The sequence below is a fragment of the Ruegeria sp. BHSC026 genome, assembly GCF_059613065.1.
The window spans coordinates 1-13684 of the sequence record NZ_JBXWRV010000013.1 but is presented as its reverse complement, the minus strand read 5'-3'; the positions used below and the strand labels follow the sequence as shown (position 1 = coordinate 13684).

At 59.2% G+C, this 13684-nt stretch carries 24 protein-coding genes; all 24 read right to left on the bottom strand.

Annotation, left to right across the window (positions count from 1 at the left end):
• Positions 1-9: 9 nt before the first annotated feature.
• Positions 10-588 carry a 30S ribosomal protein S5 gene (gene rpsE, locus AC2FME_RS14535; RefSeq protein ID WP_496679198.1) on the bottom strand — a complete coding sequence of 193 codons (579 nt, stop codon included), beginning with the start codon at positions 586-588 and terminating at the stop codon, positions 10-12.
• Positions 589-704: 116 nt separating this feature from the next.
• Positions 705-1064, bottom strand: coding sequence for a 50S ribosomal protein L18 (gene rplR / locus AC2FME_RS14530; RefSeq protein WP_005980751.1), 360 nt, complete (start codon positions 1062-1064; stop codon positions 705-707).
• Positions 1065-1075: 11 nt separating this feature from the next.
• Positions 1076-1609 (bottom strand): 50S ribosomal protein L6, encoded by a 534-nt coding sequence (rplF, locus tag AC2FME_RS14525; RefSeq protein WP_490361834.1) that lies wholly within the window; start codon positions 1607-1609, stop codon positions 1076-1078.
• A gap of 11 nt (positions 1610-1620) precedes the next feature.
• Positions 1621-2013, bottom strand: a complete 393-nt coding sequence (rpsH, locus tag AC2FME_RS14520; RefSeq protein WP_490361835.1) for a 30S ribosomal protein S8 — start codon at positions 2011-2013, stop codon at positions 1621-1623.
• A 13-nt stretch (positions 2014-2026) separates the two neighbouring features.
• On the bottom strand, positions 2027-2332 hold the full coding sequence (rpsN, locus tag AC2FME_RS14515) for a 30S ribosomal protein S14 (protein WP_005980746.1): 306 nt from the start codon (positions 2330-2332) through the stop codon (positions 2027-2029).
• 19 nt (positions 2333-2351) lie between these two features.
• A complete protein-coding gene (gene rplE, locus AC2FME_RS14510; RefSeq protein ID WP_496712292.1) occupies positions 2352-2912 on the bottom strand; it encodes a 50S ribosomal protein L5 in 561 nt (186 codons plus the stop codon).
• Complete coding sequence (gene rplX / locus AC2FME_RS14505) at positions 2905-3216, bottom strand: 50S ribosomal protein L24 (protein WP_496800796.1); 312 nt, start codon at positions 3214-3216, stop codon at positions 2905-2907. Before rplX ends, rplE begins: the two co-directional genes overlap by 8 nt.
• Before the next feature lie 2 nt (positions 3217-3218).
• Positions 3219-3587, bottom strand: coding sequence for a 50S ribosomal protein L14 (gene rplN / locus AC2FME_RS14500; protein ID WP_005621870.1), 369 nt, complete (start codon positions 3585-3587; stop codon positions 3219-3221).
• A 75-nt stretch (positions 3588-3662) separates the two neighbouring features.
• Positions 3663-3893 (bottom strand): 30S ribosomal protein S17, encoded by a 231-nt coding sequence (gene rpsQ / locus AC2FME_RS14495; RefSeq protein WP_068344864.1) that lies wholly within the window; start codon positions 3891-3893, stop codon positions 3663-3665.
• Positions 3894-3905: 12 nt separating this feature from the next.
• The gene (gene rpmC / locus AC2FME_RS14490; RefSeq protein WP_149775100.1) at positions 3906-4106 is read right to left on the bottom strand and encodes a 50S ribosomal protein L29; all 201 of its coding nucleotides are present in this window, start codon (positions 4104-4106) and stop codon (positions 3906-3908) included.
• Between the two features lie 350 nt (positions 4107-4456).
• A complete protein-coding gene (locus AC2FME_RS14485; RefSeq protein WP_496743332.1) occupies positions 4457-5077 on the bottom strand; it encodes a 2OG-Fe(II) oxygenase family protein in 621 nt (206 codons plus the stop codon).
• Between the two features lie 248 nt (positions 5078-5325).
• Positions 5326-5739, bottom strand: a complete 414-nt coding sequence (gene rplP, locus AC2FME_RS14480; protein WP_005980704.1) for a 50S ribosomal protein L16 — start codon at positions 5737-5739, stop codon at positions 5326-5328.
• 12 nt (positions 5740-5751) lie between these two features.
• The gene (gene rpsC, locus AC2FME_RS14475) at positions 5752-6459 is read right to left on the bottom strand and encodes a 30S ribosomal protein S3 (RefSeq protein ID WP_149775103.1); all 708 of its coding nucleotides are present in this window, start codon (positions 6457-6459) and stop codon (positions 5752-5754) included.
• On the bottom strand, positions 6459-6839 hold the full coding sequence (rplV, locus tag AC2FME_RS14470) for a 50S ribosomal protein L22 (protein ID WP_005980700.1): 381 nt from the start codon (positions 6837-6839) through the stop codon (positions 6459-6461). The genes rpsC and rplV overlap by 1 nt, the downstream gene beginning before the upstream one ends.
• 3 nt (positions 6840-6842) lie before the next feature.
• Positions 6843-7121 (bottom strand): 30S ribosomal protein S19, encoded by a 279-nt coding sequence (gene rpsS, locus AC2FME_RS14465; RefSeq protein WP_496679210.1) that lies wholly within the window; start codon positions 7119-7121, stop codon positions 6843-6845.
• A 3-nt stretch (positions 7122-7124) separates the two neighbouring features.
• A complete protein-coding gene (gene rplB / locus AC2FME_RS14460; protein ID WP_093965344.1) occupies positions 7125-7967 on the bottom strand; it encodes a 50S ribosomal protein L2 in 843 nt (280 codons plus the stop codon).
• A gap of 277 nt (positions 7968-8244) precedes the next feature.
• Positions 8245-10161, bottom strand: coding sequence for a DUF3604 domain-containing protein (locus AC2FME_RS14455; RefSeq protein WP_496800795.1), 1917 nt, complete (start codon positions 10159-10161; stop codon positions 8245-8247).
• A gap of 130 nt (positions 10162-10291) precedes the next feature.
• Positions 10292-10588, bottom strand: a complete 297-nt coding sequence (locus tag AC2FME_RS14450) for a 50S ribosomal protein L23 (RefSeq protein ID WP_170367992.1) — start codon at positions 10586-10588, stop codon at positions 10292-10294.
• A complete protein-coding gene (gene rplD / locus AC2FME_RS14445) occupies positions 10585-11202 on the bottom strand; it encodes a 50S ribosomal protein L4 (RefSeq protein ID WP_149777559.1) in 618 nt (205 codons plus the stop codon). Before rplD ends, AC2FME_RS14450 begins: the two co-directional genes overlap by 4 nt.
• The gene (rplC, locus tag AC2FME_RS14440) at positions 11199-11924 is read right to left on the bottom strand and encodes a 50S ribosomal protein L3 (RefSeq protein ID WP_496679215.1); all 726 of its coding nucleotides are present in this window, start codon (positions 11922-11924) and stop codon (positions 11199-11201) included. The genes rplD and rplC overlap by 4 nt, the downstream gene beginning before the upstream one ends.
• Positions 11925-11942: 18 nt before the next feature.
• Positions 11943-12257: a 30S ribosomal protein S10 gene (gene rpsJ, locus AC2FME_RS14435; RefSeq protein WP_005621947.1), complete on the bottom strand. Its 315-nt coding sequence runs from the start codon at positions 12255-12257 to the stop codon at positions 11943-11945.
• 275 nt (positions 12258-12532) lie between these two features.
• Positions 12533-12727, bottom strand: a complete 195-nt coding sequence (locus AC2FME_RS14430; protein WP_496800794.1) for a hypothetical protein — start codon at positions 12725-12727, stop codon at positions 12533-12535.
• A gap of 104 nt (positions 12728-12831) precedes the next feature.
• Entirely contained in the window at positions 12832-13173 is a 342-nt protein-coding gene (locus AC2FME_RS14425; RefSeq protein WP_496800793.1) for a hypothetical protein, read from the bottom strand.
• 168 nt (positions 13174-13341) lie between these two features.
• The coding region (locus AC2FME_RS14420; RefSeq protein ID WP_496800792.1) for an EF-Tu C-terminal domain-related protein at positions 13342-13684 on the bottom strand (343 nt) is incomplete at its 5' end.

Genomic DNA, 13684 nt, shown 5'->3' with positions numbered 1-13684 from the left:
GACGTCTCCTTACGCTTCTTCGGCGACTTGCGCCGATGCGGCCGGTGCTTCGTCCCGCTTGGGCAGGATGTCAGCAACCTTCTTGCCACGACGTGCGGCAACCGAACGCGGGCTCTGTTCTTTCTTCAGGCCGTCGATGGTGGCGCGGATCATGTTGTAGGGGTTCTGCGAGCCCAGCGACTTGGACACCACGTCCTTGACGCCCAGCATCTCGAACACGGCACGCATCGGACCACCGGCGATGATACCGGTACCTTCCGGCGCGGTGCGCATGACGACCTTGCCGGCGCCGTGGCGGCCTTCGATGTCGTGGTGCAGGGTGCGGCCTTCGCGCAGCTGCACGCGGATCATGTTGCGTTTGGCCTGCTCGGTGGCCTTGCGGATGGCCTCGGGCACTTCTTTCGCCTTGCCCTTGCCAAAGCCGACGCGGCCTTTCTGATCGCCGACAACCACCAGAGCGGCGAAGCCGAAGCGCTTACCACCCTTTACAGTTTTCGACACGCGGTTGATCGCAACCAGGCGATCTGCGAATTCCGGCGCTTCCTCGCGCTCGCGACGGTTGCCCCGGCGGTTTTCACGTTCTGCCATTTCGGCATCCCTTTCTCTGATGGCGCGTCAGCGCCGTTACTTCAATCCAGGTGAGCCCCGGCCCGCGGCCGAGGCTCCCGGATCATCGGGGTGGCCGCATGGGCCACCCACAGGTCTTAGATCTTCAGACCGCCTTCACGCGCAGCGTCGGCCAGAGCCTTCACCTTGCCGTGGAACAGGAAGCCGCCACGATCGAAATAGGCCTCTTCTACGCCGGCCTTCTTGGCCCGCTCGGCGATGGCCGCGCCCACCTTGGTGGCCGCTTCGATGTTGTTCTTGCCGACAACGCCCAGATCCTTTTCCAGGGTCGAGGCCGAGGCCAGGGTCACGCCGCGCACATCGTCGATCAGCTGGACCGAGATGTTCTTGTTCGAGCGGTGCACCGACAGGCGCGGACGCCCGGCGTTGACCTTGCGAAGCTTGTTCCGAACGCGCAGGCGGCGCTTCAGAAACAGGGTTCTTTTGCTGTTTGCCATTGTGTTCGTCCTTACTTCTTCTTGCCTTCCTTGCGGAAGATGAACTCGCCCTTGTAGCGGATGCCCTTGCCTTTGTACGGCTCGGGGCGGCGCCAGTCGCGGATCTTGGCCGCCACTTCGCCCACCAGCTGCTGGTCGATGCCTTCCACGACGATCTCGGTCTGCTTCGGCGCGGTGATTGTGACACCTTCCGGCGCAACGAAATCGACATCGTGGCTGTAGCCCAGGTTCAGCTTCAGGGTGTTGCCCTGCATCTGAGCGCGGTAACCCACACCCTGGATCTCCAGCTCTTTCTTGAAGCCGTTGGTCACGCCTTCAACCAGGTTGGCAACCATGGTGCGGCTCATGCCCCACTGCTGACGTGCACGCTTCGAGGTGCCGCGCGGAGTGATCTTGACCACGTTGTCTTCGACCGACAGGGTGACGTCGTCGGTTGCGGTGAAGCTGCGGGTACCTTTCGGACCCTTCACTTCGATGGTCTGGCCGGACACAGCAGCGGAAACGCCGCTGGGCAGCTCGACCGGTTTTTTACCAATACGAGACATTCCAGACCTCCTTAGAAGACGGTGCAGAGCACTTCGCCGCCAACATTGTTGGAGCGAGCGTTCGCGTCCGACATCACGCCCTTGGGCGTGCTGACAATCGACACGCCCAGACCCTGACGGACCTGCGGAATGTCATTGACGCCCATGTATACGCGACGACCGGGCTTCGAGACCCGCTTCAGTTCGCGAATGACAGGGGTGCCTTCATAGTATTTCAGGCTGATCTCAAGCGCCGGGTGGCCATTGGCGCCGGTCACTTTTTCATAGCCGCGGATGTAGCCTTCGTCCGCCAGCACGTCCAGAACCCAGGCGCGCAGTTTCGACGCCGGAGTGGTCACGGTGGACTTGCCGCGCATCTGCGCGTTGCGGATACGGGTGAGCATATCGCCGATAGGATCGTTCATATCACTCTCTCCCTTACCAGCTCGATTTCACCATGCCGGGGATCTGACCAGCAGAGCCCAGCTCGCGCAGCGCGATACGGCTGATCTTCAGCTTACGATAGTAAGCGTGCGGACGGCCGGTCAGCTGGCAGCGGTTGTGCAGACGGGTTGCCGAGCTGTTGCGCGGCAGTTTCGCCAGTTTCAGTCGCGCCTTGAAGCGCTCTTCCATCGGGCGGCTCTCGTCATTCGCGATTTCTTTCAGCTCGGCGCGTTTTGCGGCGTATTTGGCCACCAGGCGCTCGCGCTTCTTTTCGCGCTCGATCATTGCTTTTTTAGCCATGTCTCTTTCCTCCCGGCGCTTACGCGTTGAACGGCATGTTGAAGTGCTTCAACAGTGCCTTTGCTTCAGCGTCGGTTTTCGCTGTGGTGGCAATTACGATGTCCAGGCCCCAGACCTCGTCGACTTTGTCGAAGTCGATTTCCGGGAACACGATGTGCTCTTTCATGCCCATGGCAAAGTTGCCACGGCCGTCAAAAGCCGGTTTCACACCGCGGAAGTCACGCACGCGCGGCAGCGCGATGGTGATCAGACGGTCCAGGAATTCGTACATCCGGTCGCCGCGCAGGGTGACCTTGGCGCCCAGCGGCATGTCTTCACGGACGCGGAAACCCGCGATCGACTTCTTCGCCTTGGTCGCCACGGCCTTCTGGCCGGCAATCGCAGTCAGATCCTCGACGGCGGCCTTCGCCTTCTTCGAGTCCTTCACCGCCTCGGCACCACAGCCGATGTTCAGAACGATCTTGTCCAGCTTGGGGATCTGCATATCGTTCTTGTAGCCAAACTCTTCTTTCAGAGCGGCGCGGATCTTGTCGGCGTACTGAGCTTTCAGACGCGGGGTGTAGGTTGCAGCATCAAGCATCGATCACGTCCCCCGTGGTCTTGGCGTAACGAACCTTCTTGTCACCTTCCATGCGGAAGCCGACGCGGGTTGCCTTGCCGTTCTTGTCCAGCAGAGCCAGGTTCGACAAGTCGATCGGCATCGCCTTGGGCAGGCGGCCACCTTGCGAGGTCTGCGACTGGCGGGTGTGGCGGATGGCGATGTTGATGCCATCAACCACGGCTTTGCCAGCCTTGGGGTCGACCGAGGTGATCACGCCCTCTTTGCCCTTGTCCTTGCCGGCCAGCACGATGACCTTATCGCCTTTGCGGAGTTTAGCAGCCATGATTACAGCACCTCCGGAGCCAGCGAGATGATCTTCATGAAGTTCTTCGCGCGCAGTTCACGAACGACGGGGCCGAAGATACGGGTACCGACGGGCTCGTTGTTGTTGTTCAGGATGACGGCGGCGTTGCGATCGAAGCGGATCGCGGTACCGTCTTCGCGACGGACTTCCTTGGCGGTGCGCACGACGACGGCCTTGCGGACGTCACCTTTCTTCACGCGGCCGCGCGGGATGGCTTCCTTCACCGAGACGACGATGATGTCGCCGACGGAGGCGTATTTACGCTTGGAACCACCCAGGACCTTGATGCACTGAACTCGGCGTGCGCCGGAGTTGTCAGCGACATCCAGATTGGTCTGCATCTGGATCATGTGGTTTCTCCCGACCTGTGGGGGCTGGTCTAGTTAGTTCCCCCAGGGTTTCGACAAATGGAAAGTTCCGGGGGCTTACGCCTCCAGAACCTCCCAGCGTTTCGTCTTCGATTTCGGCGCGCATTCGATGATGCGTACGGTGTCGCCGACCTTGAAGGCGTTCTTTTCATCGTGAGCCCGGTATTTCTTGGACTTACGGATGGTCTTCTTCAGAACCGGGTGCGTGAAGCGGCGCTCCACCAGCACGGTGACGGTCTGTTCGTTGGCGTCGCTGGTCACGGTGCCTTGCAGAATACGTTTGGGCATCTCTCAGGCTCCTCAGTTCGCAGCTTCAGCAGCTTTTTCGTTCAGCACGGTCTGGATGCGGGCCACGTCGCGGCGCACGCTCTTGATCCGGGCGGTGTTCTCGAGTTGTCCGGTCGCCTGCTGGAAGCGCAGGTTGAATGCTTCCTTCTTCAAGTTGACCAGATCCTCCCGGAGCTGGTCCGGGGTCTTGTTACGCAGTTCCTGGGCGTTCATCGCCTTTTCCTTTGCTCAAAACACCAGAAGGCCCCTTCGCGGGTCACCTTTGACCTGGTGGATGAATGACAGACATGCGAATCGCCCGACGCAGTCGGGAGATCGCAGGATGCCGCCGTATAAGGGTTTGGGGGGTGGGTGGCAAGGGAAAGTTTCAAACCTCCAACCCGTCACCTCCAGAGGACACTCCAGCAAGCAAATCTTCGCGCTCAACTTCCTTCAAGCCCGAGCGTCGGGCTACATGAAGAAGTCGCAGGATCATGACCTCTTCGGGCTTCCCCGAAATCCAGCGAGGCGCGGCTGAAAGAGACTCCTGATCTTCTATTTTGACCGCGGAAATCCCACTTGCCTCAATCCCACCTGTAGTTGAAGCTTACCGAGATCCTCTCTTCTTCGGCCATGTTCATCGGCACCTCGTGGCGGAGCCAGCTTTCCCAAAGCAACACGTCACCGACCTCGGGCTTCATATAAATGAACGGTTGCAATTCCCGCCGTGCGCCCTTGCGGCGCACCGGCGCGGCCATCATCCGACCTGAGCGCGGGTCCTCCAGCTTCAACGCGCTGGCTCCCTCTGGCATCGAAACATAGGTCGTTCCGGATATCACACTGTGTGGATGGATATGGCTGGCATGCATTCCACCTTCTGGCAGAATGTTGATCCAAAGATCCTCGAGCCTCAATCCGCGCCCATCCAGATCGAATTCCAAGTCTTCGGCAAACGCGGCCACATGTTGGTCCAGCACCTTGACCAGATCGGCGAAGATCGGGAAGCGCCACGGCAAGTCGGTCAGCGAGGCATAGCTGGTGTAGCCAGGATAGCCGTTTTCTTCGCACCATTCCTGGCCGGCTTCGTCGTCCTGGGCGATGACCAGACAGGAGTTCTCCAGTTCCTCCGGTTCGATCCTGGGATCGAACTCGGACAGAGCGGCGCGGTAAAGTCGGGTGACGAAGAGCGATTCGATCTGTGGCATGATCTCGTCCTAATGCAGCGTCGCAACGAAAGCCATGGAAGTTTTGCGAGGCTCTGCCTCGCGCTCCGGGATATTTGCGGCCAGATGAATCTCGCGTGAATCTCGCGGTCCATTCTTCATCAGGCAAGAAATATCCCCGGGGGAGCCGCGGCTTGCCGCGGTGGGGGAAGCGCCCCCTCGAAAAAAGCCATACCCCCGCCGGTTTCCCGACGGGGGTAGTATTGTCGCGGCGGGATTATCCCAGCCGCTTACCAGTCCTCGCGGACGACGACGCGGGTCTTGATCGGCAGCTTCATCGCAGCCAGGCGCAGGGCCTCGCGAGCGATTTCATCGTTGACGCCGTCGATCTCGAACATCACGCGACCGGGCTTCACTTTGGCTGCCCAATAGTCAACCGAGCCTTTACCTTTACCCATACGGACTTCGGTCGGCTTCGAGGTCACGGGGGTATCCGGGAAGATCCGGATCCAGACACGACCTTGACGTTTCATGTGACGGGTCATGGCACGACGTGCAGCTTCGATCTGACGCGCGGTCACGCGCTCGGGCTGCAGGGCTTTCAGACCGTAGGTGCCAAAGTTCAGATCAGAGCCGCCCTTGGCTTCGCCCTTGATCCGGCCTTTGTGCATCTTGCGGAATTTCGTACGCTTTGGTTGAAGCATCTCAAATCCTCCTTAGCGACGGCCGCCTGCACCACGCGGTGCCGGACCATCCTGGAGTTCCTGTGCTTTACGGTCACGTGCCTGCGGATCGTGCTCCATGATCTCACCTTTGAAGATCCAGACCTTGATCCCGATGATCCCGTAGGGGGTCATCGCTTCGGCATGTGCGTAATCGATGTCGGCACGCAGGGTGTGCAGAGGCACGCGGCCTTCGCGGTACCATTCGGTCCGTGCGATTTCGGCACCGCCCAGACGACCAGCGACGTTCACCCGGATACCCAGGGCGCCCATGCGCATGGCGTTCTGAACCGACCGCTTCATCGCGCGGCGGAACGAAACGCGGCGCTCCAGCTGCTGAGCGATCGACTCGGCAACCAGCTGCGCGTCGAGTTCCGGCTTGCGCACTTCGACGATGTTCAGGTGCAGTTCGCTGTCGGTCATCGCGGCCAGCTTCTTGCGCAGAACTTCAATGTCCGCGCCTTTCTTGCCGATGATGACACCCGGACGTGCGGTGTGGATCGTGACGCGGCACTTCTTGTGCGGACGCTCGATGATCACACGGGCCACGCCGGCCTGCTTGCACTCTTTCTTGATGAACTCACGGATCTTGAGGTCTTCCAGCAGAAGATCACCGTAGTCCTTGGTATCTGCGTACCAACGGCTGTCCCAGGTGCGGTTGACCTGAAGGCGCATGCCGATCGGATTGACTTTATGTCCCATTAGGCTTGCTCCTCAACTTGACGCACCTTGATGGTGATCTCCGAGAACGGCTTCATGATCTTGCCGAACCGGCCACGGGCACGCGGGCGGCCGCGCTTCATGACCAGGTTCTTGCCAACCCAGGCCTCGGCGACGATCAGCTCGTCGACATCCAGGTTGTGGTTGTTCTCGGCGTTGGCGATGGCCGACTGCAGGCATTTCTTCACGTCCTGCGCGACACGCTTGTTCGAGAAAGTCAGGTCGGTCAGAGCCTTCTCGACTTTCTTGCCGCGGATCATCGCTGCAACCAGGTTCAGTTTCTGCGGGCTGGTGCGAAGCATACGGGTCTTGGCCATTGCTTCGTTTTCAGCCACGCGGCGGGGGTTCTTTGCCTTGCCCATGACTTACTTCCGCTTCGCTTTCTTGTCCGCGGCGTGACCGTAATAGGTCCGGGTCGGCGAGTACTCACCGAACTTCTGACCGATCATGTCTTCCGTGACGGATACAGGGATATGTTTCTGGCCGTTGTACACACCAAAGGTCAGACCCACGAACTGGGGCAGAATGGTGGAACGACGCGACCAGATCTTGATGACTTCGTTGCGGCCCGACTCGCGCGCTGCTTCGGCTTTTTTCAGCACGTAAGCGTCGACGAAAGGACCCTTCCAAACAGAGCGAGACATGTCTTAACGCCCTTTCTTCTTGGCGTGCCGCGAGCGGATGATCAGCTTCTGGGACGCTTTGTTCTTGTTGCGGGTACGCTTACCCTTGGTGTCCTTACCCCAAGGCGTAACCGGCGTACGGCCACCCGAGGTCCGGCCTTCACCACCACCGTGGGGGTGATCGATCGGGTTCATGGCAACACCACGGACCGACGGACGCACGCCCTTGTGGCGCATACGACCGGCTTTGCCGAGGTTCTGGTTGCTGTTGTCGGGGTTCGATACGGCACCGACGGTGGCCATGCATTCCTGGCGCACCATGCGCAGCTCGCCCGAGCTCAGACGGATCTGGGCATAGCCGCCATCGCGACCGACGAACTGGGCGTAGGTGCCCGCTGCACGTGCGATCTGACCACCCTTGCCGGGCTTCATCTCGATGTTGTGCACGATGGTACCGATCGGCATGCCCGAGAACGGCATCGCGTTGCCGGGCTTGATGTCGGCCTTGGCCGAAGCGATGACCTTGTCGCCAACCGCCAGACGCTGCGGCGCCAGGATATAGGCCTGCTCGCCGTCGTCATATTTGATCAGTGCGATGAATGCGGTCCGGTTCGGGTCGTATTCGATCCGCTCGACGGTTGCCGCCACATCCAGTTTGTTCCGTTTGAAGTCAACGATCCGGTAGAGACGCTTTGCGCCACCGCCACGGCGGCGTGAAGTGATCCGTCCGGTGTTGTTCCGGCCGCCCGATTTGGTCAAACCCTCGGTGAGAGACTTGACCGGACGTCCTTTCCAAAGCTCCGAACGGTCGATCAGCACCAGCCCGCGCTGGCCCGGCGTCGTCGGTTTGTACGACTTGAGTGCCATGCTTTCTGTCTTCCGTTTAGCAAGCGCGAGGATCAATCCCCGCTATGTGAGAGGCCCCCGTAGGTGCCCAGGTTATAGGGCCCCGAAGGTCCCCGGCTGCAAATATCAGAGGCCCCGGAACGAATCCGAGGCCGCAAGATTGGGAGCGTGTAGCAGGGTTGGGGGTGGGTGTCTATAGGTAGTATCCCGATTTTCTTCACCCTTTGCTCACACCGGGCGCAGGAGCTACGCGACCCTTGCTCGCCACGTCACACAGAGCCCCTGTCTGTCCCGGCGCTTAGTTCTGGCTCGTGTACCAGATCGGCGAGGTGTAGGCTCGGTCTTGTACGGTGGGCGGCACCACTTCGGGCAGCGGGACACCATAAAATGCCGCGTCGAAGGTTGTCCATCGAGGCTTCGGTATCTCGATTACGCGAACGTAATAGAATGCGTCTTCGGCAGGGTCGAACGCAGGGTCCTCCCAATAGCCGGACAGAGCAGCCGCACCGATGGAATTGGTGTAGGTTGCGCTCTTGATATCTACCGTGTTCCCGACCGGTTCGCGCGCACGCCCATCATCTCCGATTTCGCGACCGCCCGACACTGCGACGTCATAGATTCGTTCGTGGGATTTACCGTCGGAATCCAGCCACCCCTTGATGATCTGCACCCGATCCAAGTTGGCGCCATCAGGATCGCGTAAGGCCCTTATCAGAAACCGAGGCGAAGCCCCTTCGGGAATATTCGTCAGATCGCCGCCCATCGGAACCCCGTTCTGATATCCATTCGACACGAAATCGGATGCGTGCAGATCGGCCTCCGCGAACTCCCAGCCGCCAAAGACACGCACGCGAATACGGCTTCCGGTCGTGGCATAGGCCTCTTTACGGGTGATTGCGCCAAAAACCTCTTGCCGGGTATTTTCCCGCGCCCAGACAGCCGTCAAGCCAGCGGCAGACTCCTGCGCGGTTATGATCCGCAGAGCTGGATCTTCGGCCGGGATGACGTCGATGTTATGGCGATTGGCTGACGGCTCGGTGTGCTGGTATTTGCCAAAATAGTTGTCTTCCCGCGTGGTGGGGATCGCGGTGTGCGTGTCGGTCGTGCCGTAGAGGCCGAACTTGTAGGGGTTCACACCGATCTCGCGGCCCAGCTCCAAACCGACTTTCAGCGCCGAGCGCGCGTATTCATAGCGCAGCATCTCGGGTGTCTTCGCAGCTGTGCCGGAAAGGTTGGCCACATCCCAGCTTTCGAAATCCGCGAATTCGTCGTCGGGCGACAGCATGGGATGCGTCTCCTCGTCGCCTTTGATCTGGGTCATCTCATGCATCGGCTCCCAGCGGATACGCTGGGCCGCATATTCAGCATCCATCGGCGAACCATCGAACTTGTTCTTACTGAACATCAGCCCGTTCGACATATTGGCGTTGTGAGGCACGGCAATGGCCTGTCCACCGGTCTTGGCCTCGTAACCCTCGAGATACTCCCACAGAAGCTGAGGGTCAGGCGCCTCGAAGAATGCCAGCGGCTTGGTCTGGCTGGTTTTGTCGGCCCCGTCCCCAAACAGAATGACACGGTGCAGGTTGTCGCCCTTGGGGGTGAAGGTCCATTCAAAGCCGCTAAGCGCGGTGAAATTGCCCGGATCGTTGTATTGATCAACCGTTTCCACGATTTCCAGCCAGAGGTCCCCATCCAGGTTTAAGCCTGCGGTCGGATCCCGACCCTGTACCGTGCCGATATCAATGATCTCGGCGAAGGCAGCCATCCTTGCCTCCTGTCCCTGCCGAAACTGATCGTGAATGCGCCTGCCCCATTCATCCTGCAGAAGTCGAGGGTTGGATGTGCGGATGGCTGTTGCCAGTCCGAGCATTTCTGCGTGCTCAGTAATGGCCAGGAAATCCAGAGGGCGAACAAGTTGGACCGGTTGCCCTGTATTCGAAATGATTTTTTCACCACGCGCCACACGGAAAGCGTCATGAATGCTGAGCGATGTCCCGATCAGCCCCGCATCGAACGAGATCTCGGTATGGAAATGCAGATCGCCGAACAAAACCGTGTCCGGATAGGATCGACCCACAAAGGGTGAGTAGGTCGTTTCCAGCTCCACAGCTTCCGGTTTCAAGGTCCCCTCGAATGCATGTGCGCCCGACACCGTGAAAACGACGGCACCCGCGGCAACGCAAGGCAGGTTCAACCGCTTGAAAAAATCGTACATTTCTATCCCCCCAACATTCACTTTTCATCTTATCACAATGCTCTTGAAAATTCTTGGCACTCAAAAAAATCAAACAAAAAACCCCCGCCTTTCGGCGGGGGCTTTCATCTCTCTCCAAGGACGGGGCCGATCAGAGACCGGTGGTCACGTCGATGGTGTTGCCCTCTTCCAGGGTCACATAGGCCTTCTTGACGTCTTTCCGCTTGCCCAGCTGGCCGCGGAACCGCTTGACCTTGCCTTTTGTCACGGTGGTGTTCACCGCCTTGACCTTCACACCAAACAACGCCTCGACGGCCTCTTTGATCTGCGGTTTGTTGGCGTCGATCGCGACCTCGAAGACAACCGCGCCGTTTTCGGACGCCATGGTCGTTTTTTCGGTGATGATCGGCTTGCGGATCACGTCGTAGTGTTCTGCCTTCGCGCTCATTTCAGTCGAGCCTCCAGTGCTTCGACACCCGCCTTGGTGAGCACCAGGGTGTCACGCTTGAGGATGTCATAGACGTTTGCGCCCATCGACGGCAGGACATCCAGACCTTCGATGTTGCGGGCTGCGCGGGCGAACCCTTCGTTCACGGTGGCGCCGTCGATGACCAGAGCGCGCTTCCAGCCCAGGTTTGCAACCTGCTTGGCCAATGCGGCGGTCTTGCCTTCGGCTTCGGCAGCCTCGATCACGACCAGCTCACCTGCCTTTGCCTTGGCCGACAGAGCGTGGCGCAGGCCCAGCTTGCGGAACTTCTTGGGCAGGTCGTGGCCGTGCGAACGCGGGGTCGGGCCCTTGTAGATACCACCCTTGCGGAAGATCGGCGCGTTGCGGTCACCGTGACGTGCGCCACCGGTGCCCTTCTGGCGATAGATCTTCTTGGTCGAGTAGCTGGTCTCGGACCGTGTCTTGACCTTGTGGGTGCCGGCCTGCGCGTTGTTGCGCTGCCAACGGACCACACGGTGCAGGATGTCCGCACGCGGCTCGAGGCCGAACAGAGCTTCGTCCAGCTCGATGTCGCCGGCTTTCTTGCCGTCCAGTTTGATCACGTCAAGTTTCATGCTTCACCCCCTTCCGCGGGCGCTTCTTCAGCCGGAGCCTCGGTCGCTGCAGTTTTCAGAGCAGCCGGGAACGGCAGACCCTCGGGCGCTTTCTTCTTCACGGCGTCCTTGACGGTGACCCAGCCCGATTTCGGCCCGGGAACGGCACCCTTGATGAAGACAAGGCCACGCTCGGCGTCGGTTTTCACGACTTCGAGGTTCTGCGTGGTGACACGGGCAGCACCCATGTGACCGGCCATCTTCTTGCCCTTGAACACCTTGCCCGGGTCCTGACACTGACCGGTCGAACCGTGCGAACGGTGCGAGATCGAGACACCGTGCGAGGCGCGCAGACCACCGAAGTTGTGGCGCTTCATCGCACCGGCAAAGCCTTTACCGATCGAGGTGCCCGAAACGTCAACCTTCTGACCTTCGACGAAGTGATCTGCCGAGATCTCGGCGCCCACTTCGATCAGCGCGTCTTCCGACACGCGGAACTCGGCCAGCTTGCGCTTGGGCTCGACCTTGGCGGCGGCGAAGTGGCCGCGCATGGCCTTCGAGGTGCGTTTTGCCTTGGCGGCACCGGCGCCCAGCTGAACGGCGGTATAGCCGTCTTTGTCAGCGGTGCGCTGTGCGACGACCTGCAGGTTGTCCAGGTGCAGAACGGTGACAGGGATCTGACGACCGTCTTCCATGAACAGCCGGGTCATGCCGACTTTCTTTGCGATAATACCAGAGCGCATCATCAATACCCTCCGATCTTACGACTGCAGCTTGATCTCGACGTCCACACCAGCGGCGAGGTCGAGCTTCATCAGCGCGTCCACGGTCTGGGGCGTCGGATCTACGATGTCGAGCAGACGCTTGTGCGTGCGGATCTCGAACTGATCGCGGGATTTCTTGTCAACGTGAGGGCCACGGAGAACCGTGAACTTCTCGATCTTGTTCGGCAGCGGGATCGGGCCACGCACTTGCGCGCCGGTCCGCTTGGCAGTGTTGACGATCTCTTGCGTGCTGGCATCCAGGACGCGATAGTCAAATGCCTTGAGCCGAATACGGATGTTTTGGCTTTGCATCATAACAGCCTTTTTTTCAGGCGTTGGAGTTGAGAGGAGGACAGGCGCTCATCGCCAACCCTCATCGAACCCAAAAGGCGGGAATCACCCCGCCTTTACGTTCTGCATGAGAACCCGCGCGGCTTACATGGGAGAAAGGGGTTTGGCAAGCGGTTTGTTTGGATCAAGTCCACCGCATCTTACGCCTGATAGGCCGTGAACACGTCCAAAAAATTGGGAAATCATTGTCAGATCGAAGCATTCCAAGCCCAATCAAGCACATGCTTTGACCGGGCCTAGAGATCTTCACGGACAGAAACGAATAGCCAAAGTAAGAAAATTGCACCAAAGGGGTTGATAATCAATGCTGCCATTTGCCATAGCAGTCGATCTTGTCCGCGCCGTTCCGCCATGTCGCCTACCAGAGCAAACAGCTCCCAAATCAACCATAGGAAGAAAGAAATGAATAGAAGGGCAAGTATTGCTTCCATAGGCTGCTTTTTCCCTGCTCTCGCGTGTTTGCGTTTGTGACATTCTGAATGTCATCACGTTGTTGGCCCGATAGGGAGTTCAGGCTTTAACTTGATTGAGTAGTCTAAAGTTTCGGCACTGAAGTCACGACGCCTCTAAATACTTTGTCACCTTCAACATCAATTTCACAAACGCCTTCGATGCGTTCGCCAGGTTTGTTGCCCAACTGCTGCAGTAACTGCTGCCTTTCCAACTCAGGTGAGCGATGGCAAAATGACCATACGTTTTCGAGATAGAATGGCACTTCAACCGGATAGCCAAAATAGCGCCGCGAAGCCCTTTCATTCGGTACATCGAGTAGGATAGCTCGCAGCCCACTCTTGGAAGAGATCGAAAATGCCCCTTCCGGCAAATCTGGGCGTGTATGAAACCCGGCGCTGTAGTAGTCATAAGCTATGTAGCTCACCCCAAGCACCAAGACCCCGCCAGCCAACCATTTTCACATAATCGGACAAATCCGTTTGCTCTCGTTTTGATTGTTTTACCCTGAATAGGCGGAATGTCCACTAGAGAGGAGCACCAAAAAGGGCGCCCCGAGGGACGCCCTTTCCGTCTGATCATTTGCGTGTGCGAATTACTCGATGATTTTCGAGACGACGCCGGCGCCGACGGTGCGGCCGCCTTCGCGGATGGCGAAACGCAGGCCGTCTTCCATCGCGATCGGAGCGATCAGTTCGACGGTGAAGCCGACGTTGTCGCCCGGCATGACCATCTCAGTGCCTTCCTTCAACTGAACCGTGCCGGTCACGTCAGTCGTACGGAAGTAGAACTGCGGACGGTAGTTCGCGAAGAACGGGGTGTGACGGCCGCCCTCTTCCTTGGTCAGGATGTAGGCTTCGGCTTCGAACTTGGTGTGCGGGGTCACCGAACCCGGCTTGGCCAGAACCTGGCCACGCTCGACGCCGTCACGGTCGATG

Coding starts and splice junctions, on each gene's coding strand:
- rpsJ (WP_005621947.1), bottom strand. CDS start 12,257: ATGCAAAGCCAAAACATCCGTATTCGGCTCAAGGCATTTGACTATCGC.
- AC2FME_RS14430 (WP_496800794.1), bottom strand. CDS start 12,727: ATGGAAGCAATACTTGCCCTTCTATTCATTTCTTTCTTCCTATGGTTG.
- rpsN (WP_005980746.1), bottom strand. CDS start 2,332: ATGGCTAAAAAAGCAATGATCGAGCGCGAAAAGAAGCGCGAGCGCCTG.
- rplF (WP_490361834.1), bottom strand. CDS start 1,609: ATGTCTCGTATTGGTAAAAAACCGGTCGAGCTGCCCAGCGGCGTTTCC.
- rplX (WP_496800796.1), bottom strand. CDS start 3,216: ATGGCTGCTAAACTCCGCAAAGGCGATAAGGTCATCGTGCTGGCCGGC.
- rplR (WP_005980751.1), bottom strand. CDS start 1,064: ATGGCAAACAGCAAAAGAACCCTGTTTCTGAAGCGCCGCCTGCGCGTT.
- rplD (WP_149777559.1), bottom strand. CDS start 11,202: ATGAAACTTGACGTGATCAAACTGGACGGCAAGAAAGCCGGCGACATC.
- rpmC (WP_149775100.1), bottom strand. CDS start 4,106: ATGAACGCCCAGGAACTGCGTAACAAGACCCCGGACCAGCTCCGGGAG.
- AC2FME_RS14485 (WP_496743332.1), bottom strand. CDS start 5,077: ATGCCACAGATCGAATCGCTCTTCGTCACCCGACTTTACCGCGCCGCT.
- rpsS (WP_496679210.1), bottom strand. CDS start 7,121: ATGTCTCGCTCTGTTTGGAAGGGTCCTTTCGTCGACGCTTACGTGCTG.
- AC2FME_RS14450 (WP_170367992.1), bottom strand. CDS start 10,588: ATGAGCGCGAAGGCAGAACACTACGACGTGATCCGCAAGCCGATCATC.
- rplP (WP_005980704.1), bottom strand. CDS start 5,739: ATGCTTCAACCAAAGCGTACGAAATTCCGCAAGATGCACAAAGGCCGG.
- rplE (WP_496712292.1), bottom strand. CDS start 2,912: ATGCTTGATGCTGCAACCTACACCCCGCGTCTGAAAGCTCAGTACGCC.
- rplC (WP_496679215.1), bottom strand. CDS start 11,924: ATGCGCTCTGGTATTATCGCAAAGAAAGTCGGCATGACCCGGCTGTTC.
- rpsH (WP_490361835.1), bottom strand. CDS start 2,013: ATGAACGATCCTATCGGCGATATGCTCACCCGTATCCGCAACGCGCAG.
- rplN (WP_005621870.1), bottom strand. CDS start 3,587: ATGATCCAGATGCAGACCAATCTGGATGTCGCTGACAACTCCGGCGCA.
- rplV (WP_005980700.1), bottom strand. CDS start 6,839: ATGGGCAAGGCAAAGAACCCCCGCCGCGTGGCTGAAAACGAAGCAATG.
- rpsE (WP_496679198.1), bottom strand. CDS start 588: ATGGCAGAACGTGAAAACCGCCGGGGCAACCGTCGCGAGCGCGAGGAA.
- rplB (WP_093965344.1), bottom strand. CDS start 7,967: ATGGCACTCAAGTCGTACAAACCGACGACGCCGGGCCAGCGCGGGCTG.
- rpsQ (WP_068344864.1), bottom strand. CDS start 3,893: ATGCCCAAACGTATTCTGCAAGGCACCGTGACCAGCGACGCCAACGAA.
- rpsC (WP_149775103.1), bottom strand. CDS start 6,459: ATGGGACATAAAGTCAATCCGATCGGCATGCGCCTTCAGGTCAACCGC.
- AC2FME_RS14455 (WP_496800795.1), bottom strand. CDS start 10,161: ATGTACGATTTTTTCAAGCGGTTGAACCTGCCTTGCGTTGCCGCGGGT.